General features: G+C 73.9%; 26 protein-coding genes and 1 tRNA gene. 14 read left to right on the top strand and 13 right to left on the bottom strand.

The window, feature by feature from the left end; genetic code table 11:
* Positions 1-134: 134 nt before the first annotated feature.
* From ACEZDE_RS27370 to ACEZDE_RS27355, 4 genes are all read right to left on the bottom strand, one after another.
* Positions 135-569 (bottom strand): MarR family winged helix-turn-helix transcriptional regulator, encoded by a 435-nt coding sequence (locus tag ACEZDE_RS27370; RefSeq protein WP_380541369.1) that lies wholly within the window; start codon positions 567-569, stop codon positions 135-137.
* A 106-nt stretch (positions 570-675) separates the two neighbouring features.
* On the bottom strand, positions 676-879 hold the full coding sequence (locus ACEZDE_RS27365; protein ID WP_380501362.1) for a cold-shock protein: 204 nt from the start codon (positions 877-879) through the stop codon (positions 676-678).
* 303 nt (positions 880-1,182) lie between these two features.
* Positions 1,183-2,139: an alpha/beta fold hydrolase gene (locus ACEZDE_RS27360; RefSeq protein ID WP_380541366.1), complete on the bottom strand. Its 957-nt coding sequence runs from the start codon at positions 2,137-2,139 to the stop codon at positions 1,183-1,185.
* Positions 2,140-2,208: 69 nt separating this feature from the next.
* On the bottom strand, positions 2,209-2,376 hold the full coding sequence (locus ACEZDE_RS27355; RefSeq protein ID WP_380541363.1) for a hypothetical protein: 168 nt from the start codon (positions 2,374-2,376) through the stop codon (positions 2,209-2,211).
* Between the two features lie 86 nt (positions 2,377-2,462).
* Here ACEZDE_RS27355 and ACEZDE_RS27350 point away from each other — a divergent pair, with 86 nt between their 5' ends.
* Genes ACEZDE_RS27350 through ACEZDE_RS27340 form a run of 3 tightly spaced genes read left to right on the top strand, consistent with a single transcriptional unit; the run spans position 2,463 to position 4,728 of the window.
* Positions 2,463-3,437, top strand: coding sequence for a helix-turn-helix domain-containing protein (locus tag ACEZDE_RS27350; RefSeq protein WP_380541360.1), 975 nt, complete (start codon positions 2,463-2,465; stop codon positions 3,435-3,437).
* Positions 3,438-3,441: 4 nt separating this feature from the next.
* The gene (locus ACEZDE_RS27345; RefSeq protein ID WP_380541357.1) at positions 3,442-4,035 is read left to right on the top strand and encodes a pentapeptide repeat-containing protein; all 594 of its coding nucleotides are present in this window, start codon (positions 3,442-3,444) and stop codon (positions 4,033-4,035) included.
* A 21-nt stretch (positions 4,036-4,056) separates the two neighbouring features.
* Positions 4,057-4,728: an NAD(P)H-binding protein gene (locus ACEZDE_RS27340; protein ID WP_380541354.1), complete on the top strand. Its 672-nt coding sequence runs from the start codon at positions 4,057-4,059 to the stop codon at positions 4,726-4,728.
* Positions 4,729-4,735: 7 nt separating this feature from the next.
* Here ACEZDE_RS27340 and ACEZDE_RS27335 read toward each other — a convergent pair whose 3' ends face one another.
* The 4 genes from ACEZDE_RS27335 to ACEZDE_RS27320 form a co-directional block, all read right to left on the bottom strand.
* Entirely contained in the window at positions 4,736-7,717 is a 2,982-nt protein-coding gene (locus ACEZDE_RS27335) for an SGNH hydrolase domain-containing protein (RefSeq protein WP_380541350.1), read from the bottom strand.
* A 26-nt stretch (positions 7,718-7,743) separates the two neighbouring features.
* A complete protein-coding gene (locus ACEZDE_RS27330) occupies positions 7,744-9,438 on the bottom strand; it encodes a glycosyltransferase family 2 protein (protein WP_380541347.1) in 1,695 nt (564 codons plus the stop codon).
* A 152-nt stretch (positions 9,439-9,590) separates the two neighbouring features.
* The gene (locus tag ACEZDE_RS27325) at positions 9,591-10,058 is read right to left on the bottom strand and encodes an SRPBCC family protein (RefSeq protein WP_380541344.1); all 468 of its coding nucleotides are present in this window, start codon (positions 10,056-10,058) and stop codon (positions 9,591-9,593) included.
* Complete coding sequence (locus ACEZDE_RS27320) at positions 10,055-10,453, bottom strand: ArsR/SmtB family transcription factor (RefSeq protein ID WP_380541341.1); 399 nt, start codon at positions 10,451-10,453, stop codon at positions 10,055-10,057. Before ACEZDE_RS27320 ends, ACEZDE_RS27325 begins: the two co-directional genes overlap by 4 nt.
* A gap of 123 nt (positions 10,454-10,576) precedes the next feature.
* On the opposite strand from ACEZDE_RS27320, the gene ACEZDE_RS27315 reads away from it, so the two are divergent.
* A complete protein-coding gene (locus ACEZDE_RS27315; RefSeq protein WP_380541338.1) occupies positions 10,577-11,833 on the top strand; it encodes an FAD-binding protein in 1,257 nt (418 codons plus the stop codon).
* Positions 11,834-11,855: 22 nt separating this feature from the next.
* Here ACEZDE_RS27315 and ACEZDE_RS27310 read toward each other — a convergent pair whose 3' ends face one another.
* Both ACEZDE_RS27310 and ACEZDE_RS27305 read right to left on the bottom strand, forming a co-directional pair.
* Complete coding sequence (locus ACEZDE_RS27310; protein WP_380541335.1) at positions 11,856-13,034, bottom strand: magnesium and cobalt transport protein CorA; 1,179 nt, start codon at positions 13,032-13,034, stop codon at positions 11,856-11,858.
* A gap of 301 nt (positions 13,035-13,335) precedes the next feature.
* A complete protein-coding gene (locus ACEZDE_RS27305; protein WP_380541332.1) occupies positions 13,336-14,301 on the bottom strand; it encodes a DUF1152 domain-containing protein in 966 nt (321 codons plus the stop codon).
* Positions 14,302-14,401: 100 nt separating this feature from the next.
* Between ACEZDE_RS27305 and ACEZDE_RS27300 the strand changes: the two genes are divergently transcribed.
* From ACEZDE_RS27300 to ACEZDE_RS27285, 4 genes are all read left to right on the top strand, one after another.
* Positions 14,402-14,475 (top strand) — tRNA-Met (locus ACEZDE_RS27300).
* 172 nt (positions 14,476-14,647) lie between these two features.
* Positions 14,648-16,171, top strand: coding sequence for a DEAD/DEAH box helicase (locus ACEZDE_RS27295; protein WP_380541329.1), 1,524 nt, complete (start codon positions 14,648-14,650; stop codon positions 16,169-16,171).
* 170 nt (positions 16,172-16,341) lie between these two features.
* On the top strand, positions 16,342-16,899 hold the full coding sequence (locus ACEZDE_RS27290) for a hypothetical protein (protein ID WP_380541326.1): 558 nt from the start codon (positions 16,342-16,344) through the stop codon (positions 16,897-16,899).
* Entirely contained in the window at positions 16,899-17,585 is a 687-nt protein-coding gene (locus ACEZDE_RS27285) for a hypothetical protein (protein WP_380541323.1), read from the top strand. The genes ACEZDE_RS27290 and ACEZDE_RS27285 overlap by 1 nt, the downstream gene beginning before the upstream one ends.
* Before the next feature lie 58 nt (positions 17,586-17,643).
* On the opposite strand, the gene ACEZDE_RS27280 is transcribed toward ACEZDE_RS27285, so the two are convergent.
* Complete coding sequence (locus tag ACEZDE_RS27280; protein WP_380541320.1) at positions 17,644-17,871, bottom strand: DUF6458 family protein; 228 nt, start codon at positions 17,869-17,871, stop codon at positions 17,644-17,646.
* A 191-nt stretch (positions 17,872-18,062) separates the two neighbouring features.
* Between ACEZDE_RS27280 and ACEZDE_RS27275 the strand changes: the two genes are divergently transcribed.
* The 5 genes from ACEZDE_RS27275 (at position 18,063) to pgi (ending at position 22,760) form a co-directional block, all read left to right on the top strand.
* A complete protein-coding gene (locus tag ACEZDE_RS27275; RefSeq protein ID WP_380541316.1) occupies positions 18,063-18,434 on the top strand; it encodes an STAS domain-containing protein in 372 nt (123 codons plus the stop codon).
* Positions 18,435-18,456: 22 nt separating this feature from the next.
* Positions 18,457-18,921, top strand: coding sequence for an ATP-binding protein (locus tag ACEZDE_RS27270; RefSeq protein ID WP_380541313.1), 465 nt, complete (start codon positions 18,457-18,459; stop codon positions 18,919-18,921).
* 342 nt (positions 18,922-19,263) lie between these two features.
* Complete coding sequence (locus ACEZDE_RS27265) at positions 19,264-19,845, top strand: response regulator (protein WP_380541514.1); 582 nt, start codon at positions 19,264-19,266, stop codon at positions 19,843-19,845.
* Positions 19,842-21,044, top strand: coding sequence for a sensor histidine kinase (locus ACEZDE_RS27260; RefSeq protein WP_380541310.1), 1,203 nt, complete (start codon positions 19,842-19,844; stop codon positions 21,042-21,044). The genes ACEZDE_RS27265 and ACEZDE_RS27260 overlap by 4 nt, the downstream gene beginning before the upstream one ends.
* Positions 21,045-21,095: 51 nt before the next feature.
* Positions 21,096-22,760 (top strand): glucose-6-phosphate isomerase, encoded by a 1,665-nt coding sequence (gene pgi, locus ACEZDE_RS27255; RefSeq protein WP_380541307.1) that lies wholly within the window; start codon positions 21,096-21,098, stop codon positions 22,758-22,760.
* Positions 22,761-22,806: 46 nt separating this feature from the next.
* Here the strand turns inward: pgi and ACEZDE_RS27250 are convergent, their stop codons facing one another.
* The gene (locus tag ACEZDE_RS27250) at positions 22,807-23,601 is read right to left on the bottom strand and encodes an SDR family NAD(P)-dependent oxidoreductase (RefSeq protein ID WP_380541304.1); all 795 of its coding nucleotides are present in this window, start codon (positions 23,599-23,601) and stop codon (positions 22,807-22,809) included.
* A gap of 86 nt (positions 23,602-23,687) precedes the next feature.
* Between ACEZDE_RS27250 and ACEZDE_RS27245 the strand changes: the two genes are divergently transcribed.
* Entirely contained in the window at positions 23,688-24,587 is a 900-nt protein-coding gene (locus ACEZDE_RS27245) for a thioesterase family protein (protein ID WP_380541301.1), read from the top strand.
* A gap of 141 nt (positions 24,588-24,728) precedes the next feature.
* On the opposite strand, the gene ACEZDE_RS27240 is transcribed toward ACEZDE_RS27245, so the two are convergent.
* Positions 24,729-25,904, bottom strand: a complete 1,176-nt coding sequence (locus ACEZDE_RS27240; RefSeq protein WP_380541298.1) for an ROK family protein — start codon at positions 25,902-25,904, stop codon at positions 24,729-24,731.
* Positions 25,905-25,940 lie beyond the last annotated feature (36 nt).

Raw genomic sequence — 25,940 nt, 5'->3', positions numbered from 1 at the left:
CGGACCTGGGGCGCGCGGTGGCGCGCTGCCATGGCCGGATCGTAGGTGCTGGCAGCCCGGCCACGACAGCCTGACAGCACGTCAGACCCGAAAAATCCCAGGGGAACCCCGGTGTCACCCGGTTGGCCGAGCGGTCAGGACTCGACCAGGCGGCGGAGCAGCGCGACCGCCTCGACCAGGGTGCGCTGCTCGTCCGGGTCGAGCCGGGTCCGCACCGCTTCGAGCAGCCAGCTCTCCTTGGCGGTCCTGATCTCGGCGAGCAGGGCCAGCCCGGTCCCGGTCGCGGCCATCACCACCTGGCGGCCGTCGGTGGCGTGCGGGCGGCGGCCGACCAGGCCCTGCTCCTCCAGTGCGGCCAGGGTCGCGCCCATGGACTGCGGGCGCACCCGCTCCGCCCGTGCCAGTGCCGCCGGGGTGTCCGGGCCCTCGAACGCGAGCCGGCTCAGCACGGCCGCCTGGGACAGGGTCAGCGCGGCGCCCTCGTGGGCGGCGCGCATCCGGCGCATCAACTGCCCGGTCAGCACGCTCAGCTCGGCGGCGGCCCGGGCGACTTCGTCTTCGTGGACCATGCGGTCACGCTATACGCCAGGACGCAGTCGTGCCCCGGACAGGGCGAACCGGTACGGGGCACGACTGCGTTGGCGCTGTACTACGGGTACTGCCGCCGGGTCCGGGTCAGATGACGCGGATGTTCTCGGCCTGCGGGCCCTTCTGGCCCTGCGCTATCTCGAACTCCACCTGCTGGCCCTCGAGGAGCTCGCGGTAGCCCTGCGCGTTGATGTTGGAGTAGTGGGCGAAGACGTCGGCGCCGCCGCCGTCCTGGGCGATGAAGCCGAAGCCCTTCTCCGAGTTGAACCACTTCACGGTGCCGGTAGCCATGCTGCTCCCTGTCAGGAGTTGGGGGCGTGCCTGGTGCCCGCCCTCAGGGTTGAGGTGATCGCCCTGGTCCTCCGACTGGTGCACAGCACAACGCCCACGGCCGGAGACCGCGGGCACGTGAGACTTCGGAACCACGACTGCTGCCGGGAAAGGTATCGGATATGCGTTCGCCTGGCTACGGTGAGCAGGCAACAGTATGGTCAACTAGGCCGAAATCGCGCCCTATTCGCGGCCCTTCGTCCGGATGCTGGGACGCCCGGGGGCCGCGGGCCGGGTCGCTCGGGGGGGGGGTCTGCCGCCGGGTCAGGTCGCGCCGCGCAGCAGTCGGCGCCACTGCTCGGCGCTCCAGTCGCTCGGCCTGGTGGTCGCGATGAAGTCCTCCAGCAGCGCCAGGAACCGGTGCGGGTCGCTGTGGAACGGGAAGTGCCCCGCGCCCTCGAAGACCTCCAGCCGGCTGCCCGGCATCGCCAGGTGTGCGGTGTGCGCGTGGCCGACCGGGAGCACGCTGTCGCGCGAGCCCCAGAGCAGCATGGTCGGCATCCCGCGGACCAGGTAGCAGCGGTCGAGCATGGTGACCACCTGGCCGCGCCAGTCGACCACGGCGCGCAGGGTCCTGATGAAGGCGCTGCGGGCGGTCGCGTCCGGCAGCGCGTCCACCAGGTTGAGCAGGTCGGGGGCGTCCCGGCCGAGGTCGGTGTCGAACAGCCGCATCAGCTGGACGAAGAGGCGGCTCTGCAGCCGTGCGGTGGGCAGCCGCAGCGAGGAGAGCATCAGGTCGGCGCCGGGCAGTGACGCCGCCCGCAGTACCGGGTTCACCTCGCGGCCCACGCCGCCGGTGCTGACCAGCACCAGCCGCTCGGTGCGCTCCGGGAACTGGTACGCGAACTGCATCGCCACCCCGCCGCCCAGCGAGTGCCCGACCAGGGTGGCGCGTTCGACGCCGAGCACCCCGAGCAGGTCCCGCATCCCGTTGGCGTAGGCGGCCACCGAGTAGTCGGCCCGCGGCTTGTCGGAGTCGCCGTGGCCGAGCAGGTCCGGGGCGATCACGGTGAAGTTCCGGGCCAGCCCGGGGATCAGGTCGGCCCAGGTGGCGGAGGAGTCGCCGATCCCGTGGATCAGCAGCACCGCCGGGCCCGACCCGGCGATCCGGTAGGCCCTGCGGTAGCCGTGCACGACGTGGTGGCGCAGTTCCACGTCGCCGTCGGCGACGCTGCGCAGCCGTCCCGCGCGGAGCGGGCGGTGGCTGGGGGTGACGGACATCGGCACACCTCCTCCTGCTCCTTCGAGAGTAGGGCGGCTGTGCGGTGCGCGGTTTCCGGGAGGTTTCGGTCAGTGCTCGCGTTGCGCCAGTTCGGCCAGCACCCGCTGGGCGTCACGGTCGGGGAGGTCGCTGCTGCCGGACAGCGGCGGGCGGGGTCCGGACTGGCGGCGGTGGTTGCGTTCGAGGGCGAGGACGAGGAGGGCCAGAAGGATGAATGCGACGACTGCTGTGGTCATGGCAGTAATTGTTCTCTCAACTGATTCCTGCCAGAAGTGGCAGGCGTGCCCTGTACCGACAAAATCCCGCCAGCTACTCTGGGCGCATGCTCAGAACTGTCGCCGTGGTGCTGATCGACATGACCGCCCCGTTCGAGTTCGGCGTGGTCTGCGAGGTCTTCGGGATCGACCGCACCGAGGACGGGGTGCCGCCGTTCGACTTCCGGGTCTGCGCCGAGCGCCCGGGGGAGCCGCTGCGGCTCAGCGTCGGCGCGCAGATCATCCCGGAGCACGGCCTGGACGCGCTGCTGGACGCCGACCTGGTGGCCGTGCCCGCCTCGCTGATCCGGGGCGAGTACCCGCCCGCCGTGCTCGACGCGGTCCGCGCCGCCGCGGCCCGCGGCGCGACCGTGCTGACCGTCTGCAGCGGGGCGTTCCTGGTCGGCGCGGCCGGACTGCTGGACGGCCGCCGCTGCACCACCCACTGGCGGCACGCCGAGGAGTTCGCCGCCCGCTTCCCGCTGGCCAAGCTGGACGCCGACGTGCTGTTCGTGGACGAGGGCGACATCATCACCAGCGCCGGCACCGCCGCGGGGATCGACGCCTGCCTGCACCTGGTCCGCCGCGAGCTGGGCTCCGCCGCGGCCACCGCGATCGCCCGCCGGATGGTCGTCCCCCCGCAGCGGGACGGCGGCCAGCGCCAGTACATCGCCGTCCCGATCCCGGAGCGGGAGGCCGACAGCCTGGAGCCGCTGCTGGCCTGGCTGCAGCAGACGCTGGACCAGGACCACACGGTCGCCTCGCTGGCCCGCCGGGCCCGGCTGTCCACCCGGACGCTGGCCCGGCGCTTCGCCGCGGAGACCGGCACCACCCCGCAGCGCTGGCTGGCCTCGCAGCGGGTGGCGCACGCCAGGGAACTGCTGGAGCAGTCCGCGCTGGGCGTCGACGAGATCGCCCGGGTCTGCGGCTTCGGCACGGCGGCGCTGCTGCGGCACCACTTCCGGCGCGTGGTCGGGGTGACCCCGATGGACTACCGGCGCACCTTCGCCCAGCCGGACTGTCGGACCCCGGGTGTTCAATGACGGCATGGCAGACAACGACTCCTCCCCGGTGGTCCGGGCCGAGGACTGGTACGGCCGCGAGCTCGACGGGGGCAGCTACACCGGCTACCGCTTCCTGGACACGGACTGGACCGAGGTCAGCGCCCGGGGCGCGGTGTTCGACGGGTGCACCTTCGCCGGGGTGAAGTTCAACGCCTCCCGGCACACCGGCGCGGCCTTCACCAACTGCACCTTCCGCGGCTGCACCTTCTTCGACACCCGTTTCACCGACTGCAAACTGGTCGGCAGTCAGTTCCAGCGCTCGGAGTTCACCCTGTTCCAGGTGAGCGGCGGCGACTGGTCCTTCGTCGGGCTGCCCGGCGCGGACCTGCGCCAGGCGTCGTTCGAGGACGTCCGGATGCGCGAGTGCGACCTCGGCGGCGCCCGGCTGGAGAAGGCCGCGGTGACCAGCTGCGACCTGTCCGGGGCGGTGCTGACCGGCTGCCGGCTGTCCGGCGCGGACCTGCGCGGCAGCGACCTCTCCGCGCTGGACCCGCGGACCGCGGAGATCCGCGGGGCGGTCATCGACCTGCCCCAGGCCGCCCAGCTCGCCACCGCGCTTGGCCTGCACGTCCGCTAGTCCGCTCCTAGGATCGGAGGCATGCGTACCGTCATCGCCGGAGGACACGGCCAGATCGCCCTGCACCTGGAACGCCTGCTCGCCGCGCGCGGCGACACCCCGGTCGGGCTGATCCGCAGATCCGGGCAGCAGGAGGCGGACCTGCGCGCGGCCGGCGCCGAGCCGGTGCTGTGCGACCTGGAGTCGGCGACGGTCGAGCAGGTCGCCGCGGTGCTGGAGGGCGCGGACGCGGCGGTGTTCGCGGCCGGGGCCGGTTCCGGCAGCGGCGCCGACCGCAAGGACACCGTGGACCGGGCCGCCGCGGTCCTCTTCGCCGACGCCGCGGAACGGGCCGGGGTGCGGCGCTTCGTGGTGGTCTCCTCGATGGGCGCCGACCGTGAGCCGCCGATCGGCACCGACCCGGTCTTCGCCGCCTACCTCCGTGCCAAGGGCGCCGCCGACGCGGACGTCACCGCCCGCGACGGCCTCGACTGGACCATCCTGCGGCCGGGCCGGCTCACCGACGACCCGGCCGCCGACCGGGTGTTCCTCGCGCCGCGGACCGGCCGCGGCAGCGTGCCGCGGGCGGACGTCGCCGCGGTGATCGCCGCGCTGCTGGGCGCCCCGGCGACGGCCGGGCTCACCCTGGAGCTGATCGCCGGGGACGTCCCCGCGGACCGCGCGGTACGCGAGGCGGGGGCCCCGCGGGGCTGACGGCGGGTCAGCCGCCGCGCTGCTCCGCCGTCACCCAGCCGACCCGGAGCGGGTGTCCGGGCAGCGTCGCCGGGCCCGGCGAGCCGCCGAGGGCCTCCGGCAGGCCGCCGCCGACGGCCAGGTCCAGCACCAGGAACATCCCGTGGTCCACCGCCCGGCTCCAGACCGCCGGGTCGATCCCGGCCGCGGTCACCCGGTGGTACTCGCGGCCGTCCAGGTACCAGCGCACCTGCTCCGGGCTGACCGAGCGGTCGACCTCCACCGCGTAGCTGTGGAAGCCCTGCCCGCAGCCGGGGCACGGCTGCTCGCCCGAGCCCAGGCCCTGCGGCTCCCGGCACGGGCCGCCCCGGGCGACCCCGCAGTGCAGCGTCCCGAACACCGAGGGGCGGCCGTTCGCCGACTCCATCACGTCCCACTCGCCGACCCCCGGCCAGCCGGTCCAGCCGTCCCGCAGCGCGCCGCCCAGGGCCCAGAAGGCGGGCCAGTACCCGGCCGCGGCCGGCCCGGTGAGGTCGGGCAGCTGGATCGAGGCCTCGATCCGCAGCACCCCGCCGGGCGGCGCGGCCAGGTCGGCCCGCCGGGACTCGATCCGGCCCGAGCTCCAGGCGCCGTCGGCGGACCTGGTCGGCCGGATCTCCAGCGAACCCCGGCCGTCCAGCCGGACGTTGGCGGTGGAGCCGGTCATCGTCTCCACCTCGCCGGTGCCCCAGGCGGCGGCCGGGCAGCCGGGGTAGCAGGTGCCGGTGTCCTCCCGCCACAGCGCGGCGGACGGCTTCGCCCCGGCCGGGCCGTCGAAGTCGTCCCGGAACAGGACCGTCCAGCCCCGGCCCGCGGCGGGCGCGGTCGGCGCGGCAGGCGTGGCGGCCGCGGCCGGGGCCGGGGCCGGGTCGAGGACGGCGGCGAGCAGCCGGCCGACCCGGGCGGTGAGCACCACCGCGGCCACGTCGGTGAGGTGCGCGCCGTCCCGATAGAGCAGGATCCGGTCCCGCACCGCCGGGCAGTCGGGGCCGGTGCCGGGGCAGAGCACCGGATCCAGGTCGATCATCCGGACGCCCGGCTCCCGCCCGGCGGCGACGGCGTCCGCCAGCGGGTCGGGCAGCAGCGCCTTCGCCCGGGGGAAGGCGCAGGCGCCCGGGTCGGCGGGGTGGGCGGAGACGCAGGCCGGGATGTCGGCGCCGGGCACCGGGGTGTCCTTGACGTAGACGATCGGCGCTCCGGTCGCCCGCAGCGGCGCGAGCGTCTGCTCCCAGGCGGCGGCCAGCGCGGTCCGGTCGGCGGTGTAGTCGTTCAGCGAGGCGATGACGATCAGTTCGGGCCGTGGGCCGGACCGCAGCGCGGCCAGGGTACTCGCCCGCCAGCTGTCGCACTCGGTGTAGGTACGGCCCAACTGCGGGTTGGTGACCGTCAGTCGGGGCAGCGGGCAGCCTTGCTTGACCAGTTCCTGCAGCGCCCAGTGCCGCTGCGCGGCGACGCCGAGCAGGGTGGAGAACCACTGGCCCGCGTGCGAGTCGCCGAGCAGCACGATCCGGTGTGCGCCGGCGGTGTCGCCGAACACGCAGTCCGCCGGGCTGACCGTGGCCGCCGGGGCGGTCTCGCAGTCCCGGTCCGGCGGGAAGCTGTTCCGGGCCTGCACCGGGTCGGGGACCACCGGGCCGCTGAGCGGGGCGCCCGGGTCGTGCCGCAGCAGCGCCGTCCCCGTGGTCGCGCCCGGCGGCAGCCCGGCCAGGCTGACCGGGCCGCCGGTGCCGAGCAGGTGCAGCGTCCCGGTGCCGGCCACCAGGGCCAGCACCACCGGGATGACGATCGAGCTGACGCCGAGTGAGAGCCCGCGCCGGGGCAGCTCGGTGACCACCGCCGAGTTGCGCAGCGGGCGTTCGACCCAGCGGGTCGCCGCCGCCGCGGGCAGCGCCGCGGCCAGCGTCAGCGCGGCCTTCACCGGCCAGCCGAGCGGGCCGAACCGGGCCTCGGCGAGGACCAGCACCGGCCAGTGCCACAGGTAGAGGTTGTAGGAGAGCCGGCCGACCGCGCGCGGCCCGCGCCGCGCCAGCAGCCGGCCGACCCCGTAGCGGGGTCCGTGCGGGGTGCCGTCCCGGTCCGGCGCACCGGCCAGGATCACCGCCGCCGTGCCGAGGGTCGGCAGCAGCGCGGCGGTCCCCGGGTAGGGCGTCGCCGCGTCGTAGCGCAGGCAGGCCCAGCCGATCGCCGCCGCGCCCGCCCAGCCGCAGAGCGCGCGCAGCGGGCCCGGCCCCTTCAGCCTGCGCCAGGGCAGCAGCGCCAGCAGCGCGCCCACCCCGAACTGCCAGGCGCGGGACGGGGTGCCGAGGTAGGCCAGCGAGACCGAGCTGCGGCTCCAGGACAGGCAGAGCAGGAACGAGCCCGCGGTCGCGGCGGCGGTCATGGCCAGCAGCACCAGCCGGGCCGGGCGCGGACGCCGCGCCGCGACCAGCACCACCAGGGCCACCAGCGGGGCCCAGACCAGGTAGAACTGCTCCTCCACCGCCAGCGACCAGAAGTGCAGCAGCGGGCTGGGGTCGCGTCCGGCCGCCAGGTAGTCGGTCTGCTCGTCGACGAAGCGCCAGTTGGAGACGCTGAGCGCGGCGGCCAGCACATCGTGGTCCAGGTCGGTCCGCCGCAGTGGCGCGACCAGCCACAGGCCCAGCGGCACCACCGCGACCAGCACCAGCGCGGCCGACGGCAGCAGCCGCCGGGCCCGCCGGGCGAAGAACTCGCCGAGCGCGATCCGCCCGGTGGCCAGGGCCTCGCGGAGCAGCAGCGAGGTGATCAGGTAGCCGGAGACGACGAAGAAGACGTCCACGCCCACGTAGCCGCCGGCCAGGTGCGGCACGGAGGCGTGGAAGCCGAGGACGGCGAGCAGAGCGACGGCGCGCAGCCCCTCGATGTCGGGGCGGAAGCCGGCCCCGGGCCGGGGCGGCGTCGCGGTGGTGGGCCGCGCCGGTACCGGCGGGGCCTGGGCGGCGGTGTGCGGCATGGGAAGCGGTGACCTTCCTGTCCCGGTCAGGGCAGCATCGGGTTGACCCGGCCGGAGGCCAGGAGGGCGATCAGGACGAGCGAGGCGCTGACCGCCAGCCCCTCGGGCCAGCGGCGCGGCAGCAGGCCTCGGGCACCGCCGTCGGCCCCGGCCCTGGCCAGCGCCCCGGTCCCGCCCCCGGCCCCGCGGCGCGGCGCGCGCCGCGGGCGCAGCTCCCGGAGCAGGTCGCGCAGCAGCGGCAGGCCGAGCTGGCACTGCACCAGCAGGTAGAGCGCGAGCCCCCAGTTGGGCTCCCAGCCGTAGCGGGCCACGTCCAGCGCGATCCCGGCCGCCGCAGCGCCGTTGGAGCCGGCCACCCAGCAGGCGGAGACGATGACGACCCGTCGGGCCAGCCCGCCGGGTCGGGCCCCGCCCGCGCCGGTCGGCACCCAGGCGGCGCTGCGTCCGCGCAGCACGTGCCAGCAGGCGGCGCCGGCCGCGACGCCCATCAGCAGGTTGGCCCGGACCACTTCCAGCCGCCAGCGGGTCCTGCTGACCCGCGGCAGCAGCACGTGCCACAGCCAGAGCGGCGCGAGCAGCGGCAGCACGTGCCAGGGCCGGATCCGCTCCGGGTAGCAGAACATCATCACCAGCGGCGGCAGCGGGGCGGCGAAGGTGTTGACCACCAAGGTCAGGTAGCCGACCACGCCCTCGTAGAAGCACAGCCGCATCCGCCAGGGCGCGCGGGCCCGGCGCAGCTCGTCGCCGCGCAGCAGGTGCAGGTTGCCCATGGCCCAGCGGTACTGCTGGTTGACGAACGGGGCCAGGCCGTCCGGCGAGGTGCCCTTGGCGACCAGCACCGGGACGTAGAGGGTGCGGTAGCCGTGCGCGTACAGGCCGAGGCCGGTGTACAGGTCCTCGCTGTGGTCGAGCCGGGCGAAGCCGCCCGCGGCGTCGAGCGCCTCGCGGCGGTAGACCGCGTTGCTGCCGCAGCAGATGGCGGCGTCGCTGGCGTCCCGCGAGGGCTGGATCCAGCGGAAGAACCACTCCTGCGCCGATCCGGCGGCCCGCTGGATCCAGCCCATGCCGGCGGTGGTGTCGAAGCACTGCGGGCTCTGCACGATGCCGACCGCGGGGTCGGCGAAGTAGGGGAGCAGATGCTGGAGCAGGTCCGCGCGGGGCGCGAAGTCGGCGTCCAGGATGGCCACGAAGGCGCCCTGACTGAGCGTCAGCGCGTGGTTGAGGTTCCCGGCCTTCTTGAGCCGCCCCCGGTCGGGGCGGACCACGTAGCGGAAGCCGTGGTCGGCGGCGAGCCGGGCGACCTCGGCCCGGTCGGCGTCGTCCAGCACCCAGACCGTGAGCGGGCCCGGCCACTCGACCCGTGCGGCGGCGCGGTAGGCGTTGGCCAGCACCGCCAACGGCTCGCCGCAGGTGGGGAGGTAGAGGTCGACGGCCGGGTGGGCGGCGGGCTGCCAGCCGCGGAGCAGCAGCCGGTGCGCGTGCAGGGTGATCCGGCGCGGGCGCAGGCTGTTGACCGAGGAGAGGCACAGCGCGACCAGGTTGAGGCCGAGGACGCCGAGGAAGGCCCAGAGCGCCGGGGTGCGCAGCGAGAAGGCGAACATGCTCGCCGCGGTCAGCGAGAAGGCCAGCGAGCTGCACAGCAGGACCCAGCGCCGCTGCGGCCCGAAATACCAGTAGAGCTCCTGATCGTCCGGAGGGGAGGGAAGGTGATGGATCGTCAAGACGGCCCCCGAGCTGGAGTGATGACAGCTTCTACGGGCACGCTAACCGTTTTGGTCTAGACCACAGTGGTCTAGTCCATGTGCTGGGACGATCGGTCCGGTGAACGTTCGGGGACGGCATCCGGAGCGGTGCCGTCCCCTTGCCGCCGCGGCTACCCCGCGGTCGGCAGGCCCTCCGCGAGCACGTCGAAGAACGCGGACCAGCCGTGCCTGGTCCGCACGTACTCCTCCGCGCCCAGGTGGCCGAGCTGCTCGAACTGCATCTCGGTCCGGCCGTCGCCGAGGTCCTTGAGCACCACGGTGACCAGCTCGACCTTGGGGTCGTCGGCATCGGCCGGGTTCTTCAGGGTGAGCACCAGCCGCTCCGGCTCCACCACCTCGCGGAAGTCGCCGTGGAACAGCAGCTCCATCGGCTCGGGCTGGTCCACGTGCATGATCGCGCGCCAGGCGCCGCCGGGGCGGACGTCCATGCTCAGCGTCTCCAGCGGGACGCGGCTGGTCGCGCCGAACCAGGCGGCGAACTGGGCCGGGTCGGTCCAGGCGCGGAAGACCAGCTCGCGCGGGGCGTCGAAGACGCGGGTGAGGGTGAAGCCCTCGGTGGGGGCGGCGGTGTCGCTCATGGCGTCGGTCCTTCTTCCTGCCCGGTGTCCCGGGTTTCCTGGGTGTCCTGCTGTGCCTGCTGCTGCAGGTCGCGGAGGTGGTCGGCGAGGGCGGCGAAGCTGTCCTCCCAGAACCGCCGGTAGTGGTCCAGCCAGTCGGAGGCCTCGCCGAGCGGCGCCGCCTCCAGTCGGCAGGGCCGCCACTGGGCGGTCCGGCCCCTGGTGATCAGCCCGGCCCGCTCCAGCACCTTCAGGTGCCGGGAGATCGCCGGGAGGCTCATCGCGAAGGGCTCCGCCAGCTCGGTGACCGTCGCCTCCCCGGCGGCCAGCCGGGCGAGGATCGCCCGCCGGGTCGGGTCGGCGAGGGCGGCGAAGACGGTGCTGAGCCGGTCGTCGCCGGCCTGGTCGCGCTCCATCTACTTAACCACCTTGTTAATTAACTTCTGTGTTAACCATAGCGCCCGAGCTGGGACTGTCAAGCCCGGCCCAGGGCCTAGGGTGGTGACCGCCGACAACGGACCTGGCAGGGGAGCGGACACATGGCGAGCAGCGACGGCGTGACCAACTGGGCCGGGAACGTCGCCTTCGCGGGCCCGCTGCACCGGCCCGCCGACCTGGACGGGCTCCGCCGCACCGTGGCCGCGGCGGCCTCGGTCCGGGTGCTCGGATCCGGCCACTCCTTCAACCTGATCGCCGACCCGGACGCCGGAGGGACCCTGCTCTCGGTGGCCGGGCTGCCGCCCCGCTACCAGGTCGACCCCGGGCGCGGCACCGTCACCGTCGCCGCGGGCCTGCGCTACGCCCAGGTCGCCGAGCGGCTGCAGGCGGACGGCCTGGCGCTGGCGAACCTGGCCTCGCTCCCGCACATCTCCGTCGCCGGGGCGGTCGCCACCGGCACCCACGGCTCGGGCGCGGGCAACCAGGGCCTGGCCTCGGCCGTGGCCGGGCTCGAACTGGTGGGCCCGGACGGCGACCTGGTCCGGCTCGACCGCGGCTCGGACGGCTTCGACGGCGTCCCGGTCCACCTCGGCGCGCTCGGCGTGGTCACCGCCGTCACCCTGGACGTCGAACCGGCCTACCAGGTCGCCCAGCACGTCTACACCGGCCTCGACCTGGACGCCCTCACCGCCGACCCGGCCGCGGTCACCGGCGCGGGCTACAGCGTCAGCGTCTTCACCGACTGGCACGCCCCGACGGCCCGGGTCTGGCTCAAGCGCCGGCTGGACCAGGCCCCGGCGCCGGCCACCCTGCTCGGCGCTCTCCCGGCCGACACCGCGCAGCACCCGCTGCCCGGCCTCCCGGCCGCCCACTGCACCGCCCAGTTCGGCGTCCCCGGCCCCTGGCACGAGCGGCTGCCGCACTTCCGCCCCGACTTCACCCCGAGCGCGGGCGAGGAGCTGCAGTCCGAGTACCTGGTCCCGGCCGGGGCGGCCCCGGCGGCGTTCACCGCGCTGCGCGCGCTCGGCCCGCGGATCGCCCCGCTGCTGCAGGTCTCCGAGATCCGCACGGTCGCGGCCGACCGGATCTGGCTCAGCCCCGGGTACGGCCGGGACTCGGTCGCGCTGCACTTCACCTGGCGGAAGGACCCGGCGGCGGTGGCCCCGGTACTGGCGGCGCTGGAGGCGGCGTTGCTGCCGCTGGGCGCCCGCCCGCACTGGGGCAAGCTGTTCACGGCGACCCCGGCCCGTGCGGCGGCGCTCTACCCGCGGGCCGACGACTTCCGGAAGCTGGCCCAGGCCCACGACCCGGAGGGGAAGTTCCGCAACGGCTTCCTGCGCGGCCTGCTGACGGGCTGACAGCTGGGCTGACGGACGGGCGTCAGAGCCAGTCCCGCCGCTTGAAGACGACGTAGAGGGTGGCGCAGACCACGGCCATCAGCGCGATCGCGAAGGGGTAGCCGAAGGCCCACTTCAGCTCCGGCATCCTGGTGAAGTTCATCCCGTAGACCGTGCCGATCAGCGTCGGCGCGAACAGGATGGCGGCCCAGGAGGAGATCTTCTTGATCTCGTCGTTCTGCGCGTGCCCGGCCTCCGCCAGCAGCTTCATCTCCTCGTTCTGCGCCTGGGAGACCAGGGTCGCGTTCACGGTGAGGATGTTCTGCAGCATCTGCCGGAAGCCGTCCACCCGCTCCGCCGCCGTGGTGGCGTGGTCGGCGACGTCGCGGAGGTAGCGCTGCAGCTCCTCGTCCGTGCCGTACTTGAGGAAGCCGGCCTCCAGGTTGCGGAGGATCTCCAGCAGCGGCCGGGTCGCCCGCTGGAACTCGATCACCTCGCGGGACAGCTCGTAGATGCGCCGGGAGACCTGCTTGTCGCCGCGGAACACCTCGGTCTCGATCTCGTCGATGTCGTGCTGCAGCCCGGCGATCACCGGCGCGTAGCCGTCCACCACGGCGTCCAGCACCGCGTAGAGGACCGCCTCGGGGCCGAGCGCCAGCAGTTCCGGGTCGGCTTCGAGCCGGCGGCGCACCGCGGACAGGTCGGGCGACTGCGAGTGCCGGACGGTGAGCACGAAGTCCGGGCCGACGAAGAGGTGGATCTCGCCGAAGTCGACCTCCTCCACGTCGTCCAGGTAGCGGGCGGCGCGCAGCACCACGAACAGGGTGTCGCCGTAGCGCTCCAGCTTGGGCCGCTGATGCGCCACGATGGCGTCCTCGACCGCGAGTTCGTGCAGTCCGAAGCGCTCGGCGGCCTGCAGCAGCTGTGCCTCGGCCGGGCGGAACAGGCCGATCCAGGCCATGCTGCCGGGCTTCCCCGGCACCTGCTGGTAGATCTCGGAGAGGCTGGTCGGCGTGGCCACCCTGACCCCGTCGCGGTAGACCGCGGCGTCGACGATGGAGCGCTCCAGCGACACCGGGTCGGAGCGGTGCTCGGGACGCGGGTCCATGGAGTGCTCGGGGGCCGGGACCGGCTCGACGGCGCCGGACGCGGCCGGATCGCTGACCGGTCGGCTGAAGGGCCGCATGCTCGCACGCACAGCTCGTACACGCCATTCCGACATGACTGGGTACCTCCGGGGAACGGCCGGAAACCCGTGTTCGCACCGCTGCGCGCGATAAACAGGGACCCGCTCCGCGGTGCGGCGACGACGCTAGCGACGACCGGGGCGGAGGCGGGGCACGCGGCGGTACGGGGTCCGGGTGCCGGAAAGGGGGAACGGGGGCCGGGGGCGGGTCCGACTTCGACCCGGACTACTGCTTTCCACCGCTCACCTCCTGCTGTCGCCACCGCGGGACGCCGGTTCGGACGTCACAGTTCAAGGTCATTCTAGTCGGACGGAGGCCCGGCCCTACCCACCGGGGTCAGTGCGGAAACGTCCGCGGCGGCCGCCAGTTCGGCAGTTCGTCCCGGAACCTCGCGATCACCGAACTGATCTGCCTGGTCAACACGGTGTGCTCAAGTCGGTCCAGGTACAGGTGCCGTCCGGCCAGACCCGGCAGATCCACCGTGAAGTACACCGCCATCAGCGGATTGACGAACAGTTCGCTGCCGCTGGTGCGGCTGGTGAAGCGGACGTCGCCGACCTCCCCGCGCAGCGCCGCGGCGATCGAGCCGTTGACGATGCTGGGGTGCGTCGGCGTGGCCGCCTGGGCGTGCGCCACCGCGTCCAGGTAGAGCGCGCCCTCCCTGCTGGCGCGGGGGATCGACAGGGCGCCCAGGTAGGCGCCGTCCCGCTCCAGCGCGGCCAGGTTCTCCAGCACCTGCACGTGGTTCACGCCGTGGAAGGCGTCGACGCCGAAGCCCAGGCTGGCCACCAGCCGCTGCGGGACCTCCGGCATCCCGTTCACCGCGGCCAGGCTGGCCATGTCCTCCTCGGGGGTGCCGAGGCCGGCCTCGTCGCCGCGCATCAGGATGTCCGTGCCCCCGTCCACCAGCACGATCGCGTCCACCCCGCCCAGTCGCGCGACCAGCTCCCGGTAGGCGGCGCGGAGCGGCTCCACCCCGGTCCGGTTCAGCGCGTACACGGTGCTGGGCAGGCCCTGCAGCTCCAGCCAGCGGGCCAGGGTGCGCTCCGGGAAGTAGTCGCCGCGGGCCCGGGTGTCCGGGCGGACCGCGGCCACGTCGGGGGCGGCCCAGACCTCCTGGTCCAGCCCGTACAGGTCGGCGAAGGAGAGGTTCGCCAGGTGCACCTCCCGTCCCGACCCGCGCAGCGCCAGCGCCAGCGGGAGGCCCGCGTAGACGTCGAAGCCGCCGCCCGCGCCGGCCACCAGGATCCGGCGCGCGTCGCGCAGCCGGCTGAACATCGGGGGTTCCAGGAGGGAGAACACCCGCCGGACCCTAGCCCGGCCCGGCGGCGGGCGCAGGATCCTGGCCGGGGGAAATCCCGGCGGGCTGATCACGGCGCTCTGGTACAGTTGGGTTCACCGACGCGGGGTGGAGCAGCTCGGTAGCTCGCTGGGCTCATAACCCAGAGGTCGCAGGTTCAAATCCTGTCCCCGCTACTTGAACTCTGTAGGCCCGGCGTTCTCGCTGGGCCTACAGAGTTTTGCGTGTGAGTCCGCTCACTCCCTGCGGAGAACGACTCTCCGCCGCCCCCTGGCTCGTTCTTGCGATCCTCCGCGCCCAGCGCAGCGGAGCTCTCCTCGAAGCGTGCCGCTACGAGGAAGGTTCTCTGTGAACCATCGCACCAGCCGTACCAGTGACCAGCGCTCCGGCACCCGCTTCGGCCGTCCCGTGGGGACGGGCGGCCGCAGCGGCTCCGGCAGCGCTGGCGGGCAGTTCCGGGGCCGTCCGGCCCAGGGCGCGCCGCGCCGCCGTACCAACACCCCGCCGCAGGGCGAGTTCGAGATGCCGGTCAGCACCACCCCGGCGCTGCCCGCCGTGGCGACCTTCGCCGAGCTGGACATGCCCAACGGCCTGCTCGCCACGCTCGCCCGTGAGGGCGTCACCGAGCCGTTCCCGATCCAGGGCGCGACCCTCCCCAACACCCTGGCCGGGCGCGACGTGCTCGGCCGCGGCCGGACCGGCTCCGGCAAGACGCTGGCCTTCGGCCTGGCGCTGCTGGCCCGCACCGCCGGTCGCCGGGCCGAGCCCAAGTGCCCGCTGGCGCTGGTGCTGGTCCCGACCCGCGAGCTGGCCCAGCAGGTCAACGACGCGCTCACCCCCTACGCCACCGCGGTGAACCTGCGGATCACCACGGTCGTCGGCGGCATGTCCATCGGCCGCCAGGCCGGTGCGCTGCGCCGCGGCGCCGAGGTGCTGATCGCCACCCCCGGCCGGCTCAAGGACCTGATCGACCGCGGCGACGCCCGGCTCGACCGGGTCGGCATCACCGTCCTGGACGAGGCCGACCAGATGGCCGACATGGGCTTCCTGCCCCAGGTCACCGCACTGCTGGAGCAGGTCCGCCCGGACGGCCAGACGATGCTGTTCTCGGCCACCCTGGACCGCAACGTGGACCGCCTGGTCCGCCGCTTCCTGACCGACCCGGTGACCCACTCGGTGGACCCCTCGGCCGGTGCGGTGACCACCATGGAGCACCACGTGCTCTACGTCTCGGACACCGAGAAGCGCGCCGTGGCGGTGGAGATCGCCGCCCGCGACGGCCGGGTGATCATGTTCATGGACACCAAGCACGCCACCGACAAGCTGGCCAAGGAACTGCTCGCCAACGGCGTCCGCGCGGCCTCGCTGCACGGCGGCAAGTCGCAGCCGCAGCGCAACCGGGTGCTGGAGCAGTTCAAGGACGGCCAGATCACCGCGCTGGTGGCGACCAACGTCGCGGCCCGCGGCATCCACGTCGACAACCTCGACCTGGTCGTCAACGTCGACCCGCCGACCGACCACAAGGACTACCTGCACCGCGGCGGCCGTACCGCCCGCGCGGGGGAGTCCGGCACCGTGGTCACCCTGGTGCTGGCCAACCAGCGCCGGGAGATGGCGCGGCTGATGGCCGACGCCGGGATCACCCCCAACAACGACCGGGTCCGGGCCGGCGGCGACGCCGAGCTGTCCCGGATCACCGGCGCCCGCAAGCCCAGCGGCGTCCCCGTGGTCATCGCCGCGCCGGCCCCGGCCGTCCCGTCGCAGAGCCCGCGCGGCCCGCGCGGCGGCGGCTCCAACGGCGGTGGCGGCAACCGCAGCCGCCGTCCGCGGCGTCCCTCCTCGGGCGGCGCGCGGCCGACCCGCGCGGCCTGACCGCGCACCGGCTGACGCACCGGCAGATCCCCTGTCCGAAGGGCCCCGTACCGCGACCGGTACGGGGCCCTTCGGCATGCCCGGGGACATGAATCCGGTGAATCCGGTAAGTCGCCTGACGAGGCGGCACGCCGTACCGGGCCTGCCGCGAACCACAGGAGAGGAACGGCATGTCCACAGGTTTGATCATCGTGATCGTGGTGGTCGCCGTCGTCGTGGTCGCCCTGATCGGCGTCGCGGTGGCGATGCCCCAGCTGCGCAGCAGGCGGTTGCAGCAGCAGTTCGGCCCGGAGTACGAGCGGGCGGTCGCTCAGCACGACGGGGACGCCAAGGAAGCCGAGCGCGAGCTGTCGGAACGGGTGAAGCGCACCGGTGAGCTGGAGCTGCACCCGCTCGACCCGGCCCAGCGGGAACGCTACCTGGCCCGGTGGACCGCGCTGCAGGAGCAGTTCGTGGATGCGCCGGGCAAGGCCGTGATCGACGCGGACCGGCTGCTGACCGAGCTGCTGCGCGAGCGCGGCTACCCGGAGGACGACCAGGAGTTCGCGCTGTCCGTGCACCACGCCGGCTCCCTGGACGGCTACCGGGTCTCCCGCAGCGCGGCCGACCGTGCGGCGGCGGGCTCGGCCACCACCGAGGACCTGCGCGACGCCTTCGTACGCGCCCGCGAGACCTTCGACGAACTGGTCACGGAAGGCACCGGCACCACCACGGAGAGGACCAACTGATGAGCGACGACCGCACGTTCGCCGAGCGCGAGCACGACGCGCTGCCGGACCCGAGCTACCACGACGACGACAGCGAGCAGGGCGACAGCGAGCAGCGCGACGAGGCCTGGCGCGACGAGGACCGGGCCGAGGGCCGGGAGGTGGACAAGGACCTGCGCGCCCCGGCGGTGGTGGAAGCCGCCGCCGAGGCGGACGCCGCCGAGACCGACGACACCGACGCGGTCGATGACGCCGACGCGGCGGCCCAGGATGAGCGCCCGGTGCTGCCGGGCCAGCGGCAGGGCGACGCCGACCTGGCCGTCGGCGGCGGGTTCGGGCCCACCGACGACTACGGCAGCGACGGCTACGGCCAGGCCGGGCAGTCGGTGACCGCCGTCGCCGCGAAGACCGACCGGCGGTTCTTCGAGGAGTCCGTCGCGGACAAGCTGCGGGACCGCTGGCAGGCCATCCAGATCGACTTCGTGGACGACCCCCGGAACTCGGTGGAGCGGGCCGAGAGCCTGCTCGACCAGGTCTCCACCCAGCTCACCGAGGCCGTGGCGAGCCGCCGCCAGCAGTTGCACGGCAACTGGCAGAAGGACGGCGGCCAGGCCGGCGTCGCGTACGACGGCGGCGTGGCCACCGAGGACCTGCGCACCGCGCTGCAGGAGTACCGGCAACTGGTCAACCAGCTGCTGGCGCTCTGACGCCCGGTCAGCGGTCGGCCCCGGTACGGATTCCGTACCGGGGCCGACCGCTGTGCGGTTATTCGTAGTAGCGGCGCTCGCGGACGATCTCCTCGCCCTCGACCGGTCCGCCCAGCGGCGGCCGGCGGCGCCGGTACATCCCGGCGATGGTGACCACGCCGAGCAGTCCGGCGGCCATCAGGATCACCCCGACCACGGTGAGGTTCATCCCCGACACGTGCCAGTCCACCCCGAACGTCAGAATCGCGCCCAGTGCGAAGACGGCGATACAGCCTCCGATGCCCATCTCCCAGTCCCCTTCGGTTGGTGCTGTCCGGATCCTGCGCCTACCCGCGATCCCGGTGGTCACGTCCCGTGGTCGCGTCCCGGTCCGCGGCAGCGGATTTACCGGGCGCTCACCGGTCCGCACCGGGTTTCGGATACCGTGGAGACGCTCTGGAGCGGCTCGTAGACCGGCCATGGGACGAAAGAGGACAGATGGACCATGCAGGCGTCGGGGCGACCGGCAGCGACCGGTTCGCGGTGGAGATGCGCACCCAGGACGGCATCGCCGTGCTCACTCTGCGCGGCGAACTCGACCAGGACACCGCGCCGCCGTTGCGCACCCTGCTGGACCTGGCCCTGGACGCGGGGGTCAGCCGGATCGTGGTCGACTGCGCCGGTCTCGACTTCTGCGACTCGACCGGGCTGAACGTGCTGCTCGCGGCGCGGCTGCGGGCGGAGTCCGGGACCGGGGCGATCGAACTGGCCGGGCTGCGGTCGGCGGTGGCCCGGATCTTCGCGATCACCGGGGCGTCCGCGGTGTTCACCGTGCACCCCTCGGTGGACGCGGCGCTGGCGGTCTCGTGAACGGCCGTCGGGGGGAGACGCGATGAGCACGACCCGGTCCCAGGGGCCCGACGGCGCGCGGGCCGGCCTCCCGCCCGGCGGCCAGACCCGGCGGCTCGCCCTGTCCGGCACCCGTGGCGTGGTCGGCCGCTGCCGCGACTTCACCCGGACGGCCCTGCACGACTGGAACTGGCTCCCGGCCCGCAACGACGAGCAGGAGGCGGTGGCCGAGGACGTGCTGCTGCTGGTGTCCGAGCTGGTCACCAACGCCTGCCTGCACGCGGAGGGCCCCACCGAGCTGGCGCTGCACTGCACCGACACCAGGCTCAGGGTCGAGGTCTCGGACCACAACGCGCTGCCGCCGGTGCCGCGGACACCGCACCAGGCGACCCGTCCCGGCGGGCACGGCCTGCACATCGTCTCCCGGCTGGCCCAGGACTGGGGCACGGAGATCCGGAGCAGCGACAAGACGGTCTGGCTGGAGGTCCGCTCCCCGCTGGGCGGATGAGGGGGAGAAGGGGAGAAGGGGCGGGCACCCCCCCGTAGTGCCCGCCGCCAGGCGCCCTCGGGCACCGCGGGCCATTCTGGTCGTACCCGAACGGGACCGCCACCCCCGACCAGGGGTCGTCGTCCCGCCGACCGGGGGTGACCTGCGGGTAAGCACCGATTCGCGCACGCAATCGGCCTGGGGTACGGTCACGCGGAACTCTCCCCCGGCCGACGTCAGGAAACCCCCGTGGCTCCACCAGCAGCGCAGGAACGGTCCCCGGACCGTGAGCCGGCCCCGGTGACGACCCCGATCCGGGTCGTCATCGTGGACGACGAGGCGCTGATCCGGTCCGGCCTGGCGATGATCCTGGACACCGCCCCCGACATCGAGGTGGTCGCCACCTGCACCGGGCAGGAGGCGCTGGACCTGGTCCGCGAGCTGGCCCCGCGGGTGGTGCTGCTGGACGTCCGGATGCCTGACGTGGACGGACTGACCCTGCTGCGCCGGATCCGGGCGCTGCCCGCAGCGCCTTACGTCGCGATGCTGACCACCTTCGACACCGACGAGTACCTGGACCGGGCGATCAGCCTGGGAGCCGGCGGCTTCCTGCTCAAGGACACCGAACCGGAGTTGCTGGCCCGCTCGGTCCGGGCGGTCGCCACCGGGGCCGGCTGCCTGTCCGCGCCGGTGCTGCGGCGGCTGCGGGAAAGCGCGCCGCGGCGGACCGGCCGGACCGCCGAGGCGATCGACACGCTGAGCGAGCGCGAGCGCGAGGTGCTGGCCTTCCTCGGCCAGGGGCTGTCCAACATCGAGATCGGGGCCAGGATGCACCTGGGCGCGGCCACCGTGAAGGACTACGTCAGCGCCGTGCTCACCAAGCTCGGCGTCGCCAACCGGATCCAGGCCGCGGTCCTGGCCGAGCGGGCCGGGCTGGTCGAATGAGCCGGCTCGCGGGCATCAGGGACGCGGTCGCGGCGGTGCCGCTGTGGTTGCGCCGGGGCGCGGTCACGCTGCTGCTGGTCGCCGCGTCCACGGTGGACGCGCTGCTCAACTTCCCTCCGCCGCGCGACTGGACCTTCACCGTCTCGATCGTGGCGACCGGGGCGCTGCTGCTGCGGCGCAGGCTGCCGCGGACCGTGCTGCTGATCGCCCTGCCCGGCCTCTACGCGGGCACCGCCGCGGTCGCCGCGATGGCCGCGCTCTACTCGGTCGCCCGCTCCCCGCGCCGTCCGGTCGGCCAGGTCTGGATCGCCGCGGTGCTGGTCGGGATAGGGATGTTCATCCCCTGGCCGCTCGGCGACTTCGCCAAGGAGAGCAGCAGCGACCTGGCCCAGGACCTGATCTACGCGGTGATGCTGGCGGCGGGCCCGGCCGCGCTCGGCCTGCTCGCCCGCACCCGGGAGGCGCTGTCCGAGCGGGTCGCCGAACTGGCCCTGCTGCGCGACCAGGAGCGCGAGCTGCACGCCGAGACCGTGCTGGCCAGAGAGCGGGCCAGGATCGCCAGGGAGATGCACGACGTGGTCTCGCACCAGGCCGGTCTGATCGCGGTCCAGGCCGGTGCGTTGCAGGTCACCGCGGCCGACCCGGAGGTCAAGGCCACCGCGGGGACGCTGCGCGGGCTGGCGGTGGCGACCCTGGAGGAGCTGCGCAGCATGATCCTGGTGCTGCGGGCGGCCGGGGCCGGGCCGACCGAGCTGGCCCCGCAGCCCAGGCTCTCCGACCTGGCCCGGCTGGTGGCCGAGTCCGAGGTGGCGGCGGTACTGCGGATGCCGGAGCCGGGGACGTCGGCGGCGGTGCCGCCGCTGCCCGAGCCGGTGGAGCGGGCCGCCTACCGGACCGTGCAGGAGGCGCTGACCAACGTCCGCAAGCACGCGCCCGGCGCTCGGACCGAGGTCTCGCTGCGGGTCGAGGACGAGCGGCTGCTGGTCTCGGTAGTGAACGCTCACCCACCGCGCGAGGTCCGCTCCTCCTGGACCGACCTCTCCGACCTCCCCGGCGGCGGCCACGGCATCGTCGGCCTGCGCGAGCGCGCGACGCTGCTGGGCGGCGACCTGACGACGGGTCCGACCGCGGACGGCGGCTTCGGCGTGCTGCTCAGCCTGCCGGTGGCCGCCCCGGCCGAGGAACGGTCCGCGGGATAGGCTCGGACCCGTACTGATGGATCCGCAGTGAGCTGGAATGGAGTCAACGCGATGTCCTCCGAGGGAACCCGTTCCGACCGGCTGCCGCTCGACCGCTCGCCGGAGTGGGCGGAGCTGGGCAAGCACCGGGCACAGCTGGGGGAAGTTCACCTGCGCGAGCTGTTCGCCGCCGACCCGCAGCGCGGCGAGCGCTACGCCCTGCAGGTGGGCGACCTCTACCTGGACTACTCCAAGCACCTGGTCACCGACGAGACGCTGGCCCTGCTGCGGCAGCTGGCCGCCGCGCGCGGGGTCGCCGAGCTGCGGGACGCGATGTTCCGCGGCGACAAGATCAACATCACCGAGCACCGGGCCGTCCTGCACACCGCGCTGCGCGCACCGCGCGACGCGGTGATCGAGGTGGACGGCGAGAACGTGGTCCCGGCGGTGCACGCGGTGCTGGACAAGATGGCGGCCTTCGCCGACCGGATCCGCTCCGGTGAGTGGACCGGGCACACCGGCAAGCGCATCCGCAACATCGTCAACATCGGCATCGGCGGCTCGGACCTGGGCCCGGCCATGGCCTACGAGGCGCTGCGCGCCTTCACCGACCGCGAGCTGACGGTCCGCTTCGTCTCCAACGTGGACGGCGCCGACCTGCACGAGGCGGTCCGCGACCTGGACGCCGCCGAGACGCTGTTCATCGTCGCCTCGAAGACCTTCACCACCATCGAGACCATCACCAACGCCACCTCGGCCCGCGACTGGCTGCTCACCGAGCTGCGCGCGGACAAGGACGCGGTCGCCAAGCACTTCGTCGCCCTGTCGACCAACGGCGCCGGGGTCTCCGACTTCGGCATCGACGTCGCCAACATGTTCGAGTTCTGGGACTGGGTGGGCGGGCGCTACTCCTACGACTCGGCGATCGGCCTGTCGCTGATGATCGCCGTCGGCCCGGACGCCTTCCGGGAGATGCTGGCCGGATTCCACCTGGTCGACGAGCACTTCCGGACCGCGCCGCCGGAGCAGAACGTCCCGCTGCTGCTCGGCCTGCTCGGGGTCTGGTACGGGGCGTTCTTCGACGCCCAGTCGCACGCGGTGCTGCCGTACTCGCACTACCTGTCCAAGTTCACCGCCTACCTGCAGCAGCTGGACATGGAGTCCAACGGCAAGTCGGTGGACCGGGAGGGGCAGCCGGTGCGCTGGCAGACCGGCCCGGTGGTCTGGGGCACCCCCGGCACCAACGGCCAGCACGCCTACTACCAGCTGATCCACCAGGGCACCAAGGTGATCCCGGCCGACCTGCTGGGCTTCGCCAGGCCGGTCGCCGACCTGCAGCCGGGGCTGGTCGCCCAGCACGACCTGCTGATGGCCAACCTCTTCGCCCAGGGCCAGGCGCTGGCCTTCGGCAAGACCCCGGACGAGGTCCGCGCCGAGGGCGTGGCCGAGGAGCTGGTGCCGCACAAGACCTTCAAGGGCAACCACCCGACCACCACCGTCCTGGCCGAGGAGCTGACCCCCTCGGTGCTGGGCCAGCTGATCGCCCTCTACGAGCACAAGGTGTTCGTCCAGGGCGCGGTCTGGAACATCGACTCGTTCGACCAGTGGGGCGTGGAGCTGGGCAAGGTGCTGGCCAAGAAGATCGAGCCGGTACTGGTCGAGGGCGAGGGGCTGGACGCGCTGGACTCGTCCACTGCGTCGCTGGCCACCCGCTACCGCGGGCTGCGCGGGCGCTGACGGCTCCTGCTGCGACGCTTGCTTTGACGCTTGCTGTGACGGAGCGTCACCAGGGCATCGCCACGCCGCCGTTGGGCCTGATGATCTGGCCGGTGACAAACCGGGCGGCATCGCTCACCAGGTAGCGGACGGCGTGGGCGATGTCCTCCGGCTCGCCGATCATCCCCAGCGGGGACATCCGGCGCAGCGGTTTCTCGGCGGCGGCGCGGGCGGCCTCGTCCACGCCGCCGTCGGGCAGCAGGTAGTGGCGCTCGGTCATCGCGGTGCGCACCAGGCCCGGCGCCACCGCGTTGACCCGGACCCCGAACCGGCCGACCTCGGCGGCCAGGTTCCGGGTCAGCTGGACCACGGCGGCCTTGGAGACCGAGTAGCTCATGATCTCCGGCTGGCCGGTGTCCACCGCGCCGGAGGCGGTGTTGACGATGCTGCCGCCGCCGGCCGCGCACATGATCCGGGCGGCGGCCTGGCAGCCGTGGAAGGTCCCCTTGAAGTTGACGTCGAGCACCGCGTCCAGGTCCGCGACCTCCACGTCCACCACCCGGCCGGTGCGGATGATCCCGGCCACGTTGACCAGGATGTCGAGCCGGCCGTGCTCCTCGGCGGTGTTGCCGATCAGCGCGAAGACCGCCGCGCGGTCGGTCACGTCCAGGGCGGCGGCGCTGGCGGCCTTGCCGATGCCGTCGGCGGTGGCCTCGGCGGCGGCGGCGTTGACGTCCGCGCAGACCACGTGGGCCCCGGCGGCGGCGAGCTGCTGGGCGGTGCCGCGGCCGATGCCGCTGCCCGCGCCGGTGACCACGGCGACGCGTCCGCTGAGGTCGAACGGATCTGCTCGGTTCGTCATGGAGTCACTGGTACCAGCGTGACCTTGAAGGGGGAAGCGGTAGTACAGTATGTACTGACCAGTAACTTAGCGAGGGGCGGCCAGTCGTGAGCACAGCGACGGCAGGGACAGAGCAGGCGTCGGAGTTCGACCGCGGCATCGCGGTGGCCGCCCGGCCGGGTGCCGCGTCCGTCTACGATGCGGAGCTGGACGGCGGCTGGCGGATCGGCGGCGGCATCAACGGCGGACTGCTGCTGGCCCTGGTCGGCAACGCGCTGCGGGCCGAGCTGGGGCGGGACGGCGGCCATGCCGACCCGTTCTCGATCAGCGCCTACTACCTCTCCGCCGCGCGCTCCGGGCCCGCCGAGGTTCGGACCGAGACGGTCCGGCGCGGGCGGAGCGTCAGCACCGGCGCGGCCACCCTGCTGCAGACCGCCGAGGACGGCACGGCGGTGGAGCGGCTGCGGGCGCTGGCCTCCTACGGAGACCTGGCCGCGGCCGAGGGCGACGTGCGGACCAGTGCGACGCCGCCGGAGATGCCGCCGCCGGACCAGTGCATCGGCACCGAGCACGCCCCTCCGGCCTTCCTCAGCCAGGCCGACCTGCTGCGGCGGCTGGACCTGCGGCTCGACCCGGCCTGCGTGGGCTGGGCGCTGGGGGAGCCGTCCGGGAACGGGCGGATCCAGGGCTGGCTGCGGTTGGCCGACGGGCGGCAGCCGGACCCGCTGATGCTGCTGCTCGCCGTGGACGTGCTGCCGCCGGTCACCTTCGACCTCGGCCTGCCCGGCTGGACGCCGACGCTGGAACTCACCGCGCACGTCCGGGCGCGCCCGGTGCCCGGATGGCTCCGGGTGACCCACTCCACCCGCAACCTGGCGGGGGGCTTCCTGGAGGAGGACGCCGAGGTCTGGGACGAGTCCGGCCGCCTGGTCGCGCAGTCCCGCCAGCTCGCGGCAGTCCCGCGGGGCGCGGGGTCCGCGGGAGCCGCTGAGGGCAGCGGGCGGTAGCGGCGGGGGCTGGTCGGCCCTGCCGGGGCCTGCGACACATCCGAGGTCCGCGCCCGACTGGGCCTCCGGCACCTGCGGGCTCGGACCTCCGGCGGGCTGGGCTGGGCCTGCGGCGGGTCCGGGCTGGGCTTGCGGCGGGGTTCAGCGGGTGGGGGCGAAGAGGCGTTCCGCGGCGACCGCCGCGCCGCCTCGGGCCCAGGCTTCGAAGGGGAGGGGGCGCAGCAGGAGGTCGCATGCGGCCGCCGCGCCGAAGGCCTGGGCGGTGAAGGCGGTGCGGACCTGCTCGGCGAACAGGTCGTAACTCGCCACGCCCTCGCCGGAGATGATGACGCGTTCGGGGCCGATCAGATTGGCGACCGAGGCGATGGCCAGCCCCAGCGCCTCCCCGGCGCGGGCGAAGACCGCGCGGACCGCAGGGTCGCCGCCGTGGGCGAGCCGTACCGCCTCGGCCATGGTCAGCCCCGGGTCGCCGGTCGCCTCCCTGGCCTGCTCGGTGATCGCCCGGGTGGAGGCGACGGCCTCCACGCAGCCGGTGTTGCCGCAGCCGCAGACCCGGTCGCCGCCGCCCAGCGGCAGATGGCCGATCTCGCCGGACACCCCGTACGCACCGGAGACCACCCGGCCGCCGACGGACAGTCCGCAGCCGATCCCCGCCCCGACGGTGACCAGGGCGAACGAGGACAGCCCCGCGCCCGCGCCGAACCACTGCTCGGCGACGGTCAGCGCGCGCACGTCGTTCTCGACCACCACGGGCGTGCCGACGGCCTCCCGCAGCAGCCGGGCCAGCGGCACCTGCCGCCAGTCCAGGAACGGGGAGTAGCGGACGACGCCGCCGCTGCCGTCGACGTCCCCCGCGACGGTCACACCGATGCTGTGGATCGAGCCGTCGCCGCCTGAACCACCGCCGAGCGCCGTCGCGTCCACCGCCGTGCGCAGGCGGCGGACCAGGCGGGCGATCGCGGGCACGACCGTGCCGACCTCCCGCGAGCGCAGGGCGGCGCGTCGGGTGAGCAGGGGCCTCGCGGTGAGGTCGGTGACCACGCCGATCAGCTGGTCCGCGGTCGCCTTCACCCCGATGAAGCGGGCGCGTTCGCCGCGTACCGCGATCAGCGTGGCCGGACGGCCGGTGGCGCGGCGGGGGGCGGGCTCGTCGAGTTCGATGATCCAGCCGTCGGCGAGCAGCGGGGTGACGACCTTGGTGACCGCGCCGGGGGAGAGCCCGGTGCGGCGACCGGTCTCGGCCCGGGTCAGCGGTCCGTGCGCCAGCAGGGTCTGGAACACCAGGGCGGCGGCGGGCGGCTGGTCGGCGAGGGTCACCGGCTCAGCATAGTTCCGGAGGACTATGTTGACTCC

This window comes from Streptacidiphilus cavernicola, assembly GCF_042510955.1.
In the GTDB taxonomy this organism is placed as follows: domain Bacteria; phylum Actinomycetota; class Actinomycetes; order Streptomycetales; family Streptomycetaceae; genus Streptacidiphilus; species Streptacidiphilus cavernicola.
This window is presented reverse-complemented; position numbering and strand designations above follow the sequence as displayed.

Coding starts and splice junctions, on each gene's coding strand:
- ACEZDE_RS27370 (WP_380541369.1), bottom strand. CDS start 569: ATGGTCCACGAAGACGAAGTCGCCCGGGCCGCCGCCGAGCTGAGCGTG.
- ACEZDE_RS27365 (WP_380501362.1), bottom strand. CDS start 879: ATGGCTACCGGCACCGTGAAGTGGTTCAACTCGGAGAAGGGCTTCGGC.
- ACEZDE_RS27360 (WP_380541366.1), bottom strand. CDS start 2,139: ATGTCCGTCACCCCCAGCCACCGCCCGCTCCGCGCGGGACGGCTGCGC.
- ACEZDE_RS27355 (WP_380541363.1), bottom strand. CDS start 2,376: ATGACCACAGCAGTCGTCGCATTCATCCTTCTGGCCCTCCTCGTCCTC.
- ACEZDE_RS27350 (WP_380541360.1), top strand. CDS start 2,463: ATGCTCAGAACTGTCGCCGTGGTGCTGATCGACATGACCGCCCCGTTC.
- ACEZDE_RS27345 (WP_380541357.1), top strand. CDS start 3,442: ATGGCAGACAACGACTCCTCCCCGGTGGTCCGGGCCGAGGACTGGTAC.
- ACEZDE_RS27340 (WP_380541354.1), top strand. CDS start 4,057: ATGCGTACCGTCATCGCCGGAGGACACGGCCAGATCGCCCTGCACCTG.
- ACEZDE_RS27335 (WP_380541350.1), bottom strand. CDS start 7,717: ATGCCGCACACCGCCGCCCAGGCCCCGCCGGTACCGGCGCGGCCCACC.
- ACEZDE_RS27325 (WP_380541344.1), bottom strand. CDS start 10,058: ATGAGCGACACCGCCGCCCCCACCGAGGGCTTCACCCTCACCCGCGTC.
- ACEZDE_RS27320 (WP_380541341.1), bottom strand. CDS start 10,453: ATGGAGCGCGACCAGGCCGGCGACGACCGGCTCAGCACCGTCTTCGCC.
- ACEZDE_RS27315 (WP_380541338.1), top strand. CDS start 10,577: ATGGCGAGCAGCGACGGCGTGACCAACTGGGCCGGGAACGTCGCCTTC.
- ACEZDE_RS27310 (WP_380541335.1), bottom strand. CDS start 13,034: ATGTCGGAATGGCGTGTACGAGCTGTGCGTGCGAGCATGCGGCCCTTC.
- ACEZDE_RS27290 (WP_380541326.1), top strand. CDS start 16,342: ATGTCCACAGGTTTGATCATCGTGATCGTGGTGGTCGCCGTCGTCGTG.
- ACEZDE_RS27285 (WP_380541323.1), top strand. CDS start 16,899: ATGAGCGACGACCGCACGTTCGCCGAGCGCGAGCACGACGCGCTGCCG.
- ACEZDE_RS27280 (WP_380541320.1), bottom strand. CDS start 17,871: ATGGGCATCGGAGGCTGTATCGCCGTCTTCGCACTGGGCGCGATTCTG.
- ACEZDE_RS27275 (WP_380541316.1), top strand. CDS start 18,063: ATGGACCATGCAGGCGTCGGGGCGACCGGCAGCGACCGGTTCGCGGTG.
- ACEZDE_RS27270 (WP_380541313.1), top strand. CDS start 18,457: ATGAGCACGACCCGGTCCCAGGGGCCCGACGGCGCGCGGGCCGGCCTC.
- ACEZDE_RS27265 (WP_380541514.1), top strand. CDS start 19,264: ATGATCCTGGACACCGCCCCCGACATCGAGGTGGTCGCCACCTGCACC.
- ACEZDE_RS27260 (WP_380541310.1), top strand. CDS start 19,842: ATGAGCCGGCTCGCGGGCATCAGGGACGCGGTCGCGGCGGTGCCGCTG.
- pgi (WP_380541307.1), top strand. CDS start 21,096: ATGTCCTCCGAGGGAACCCGTTCCGACCGGCTGCCGCTCGACCGCTCG.
- ACEZDE_RS27250 (WP_380541304.1), bottom strand. CDS start 23,601: ATGACGAACCGAGCAGATCCGTTCGACCTCAGCGGACGCGTCGCCGTG.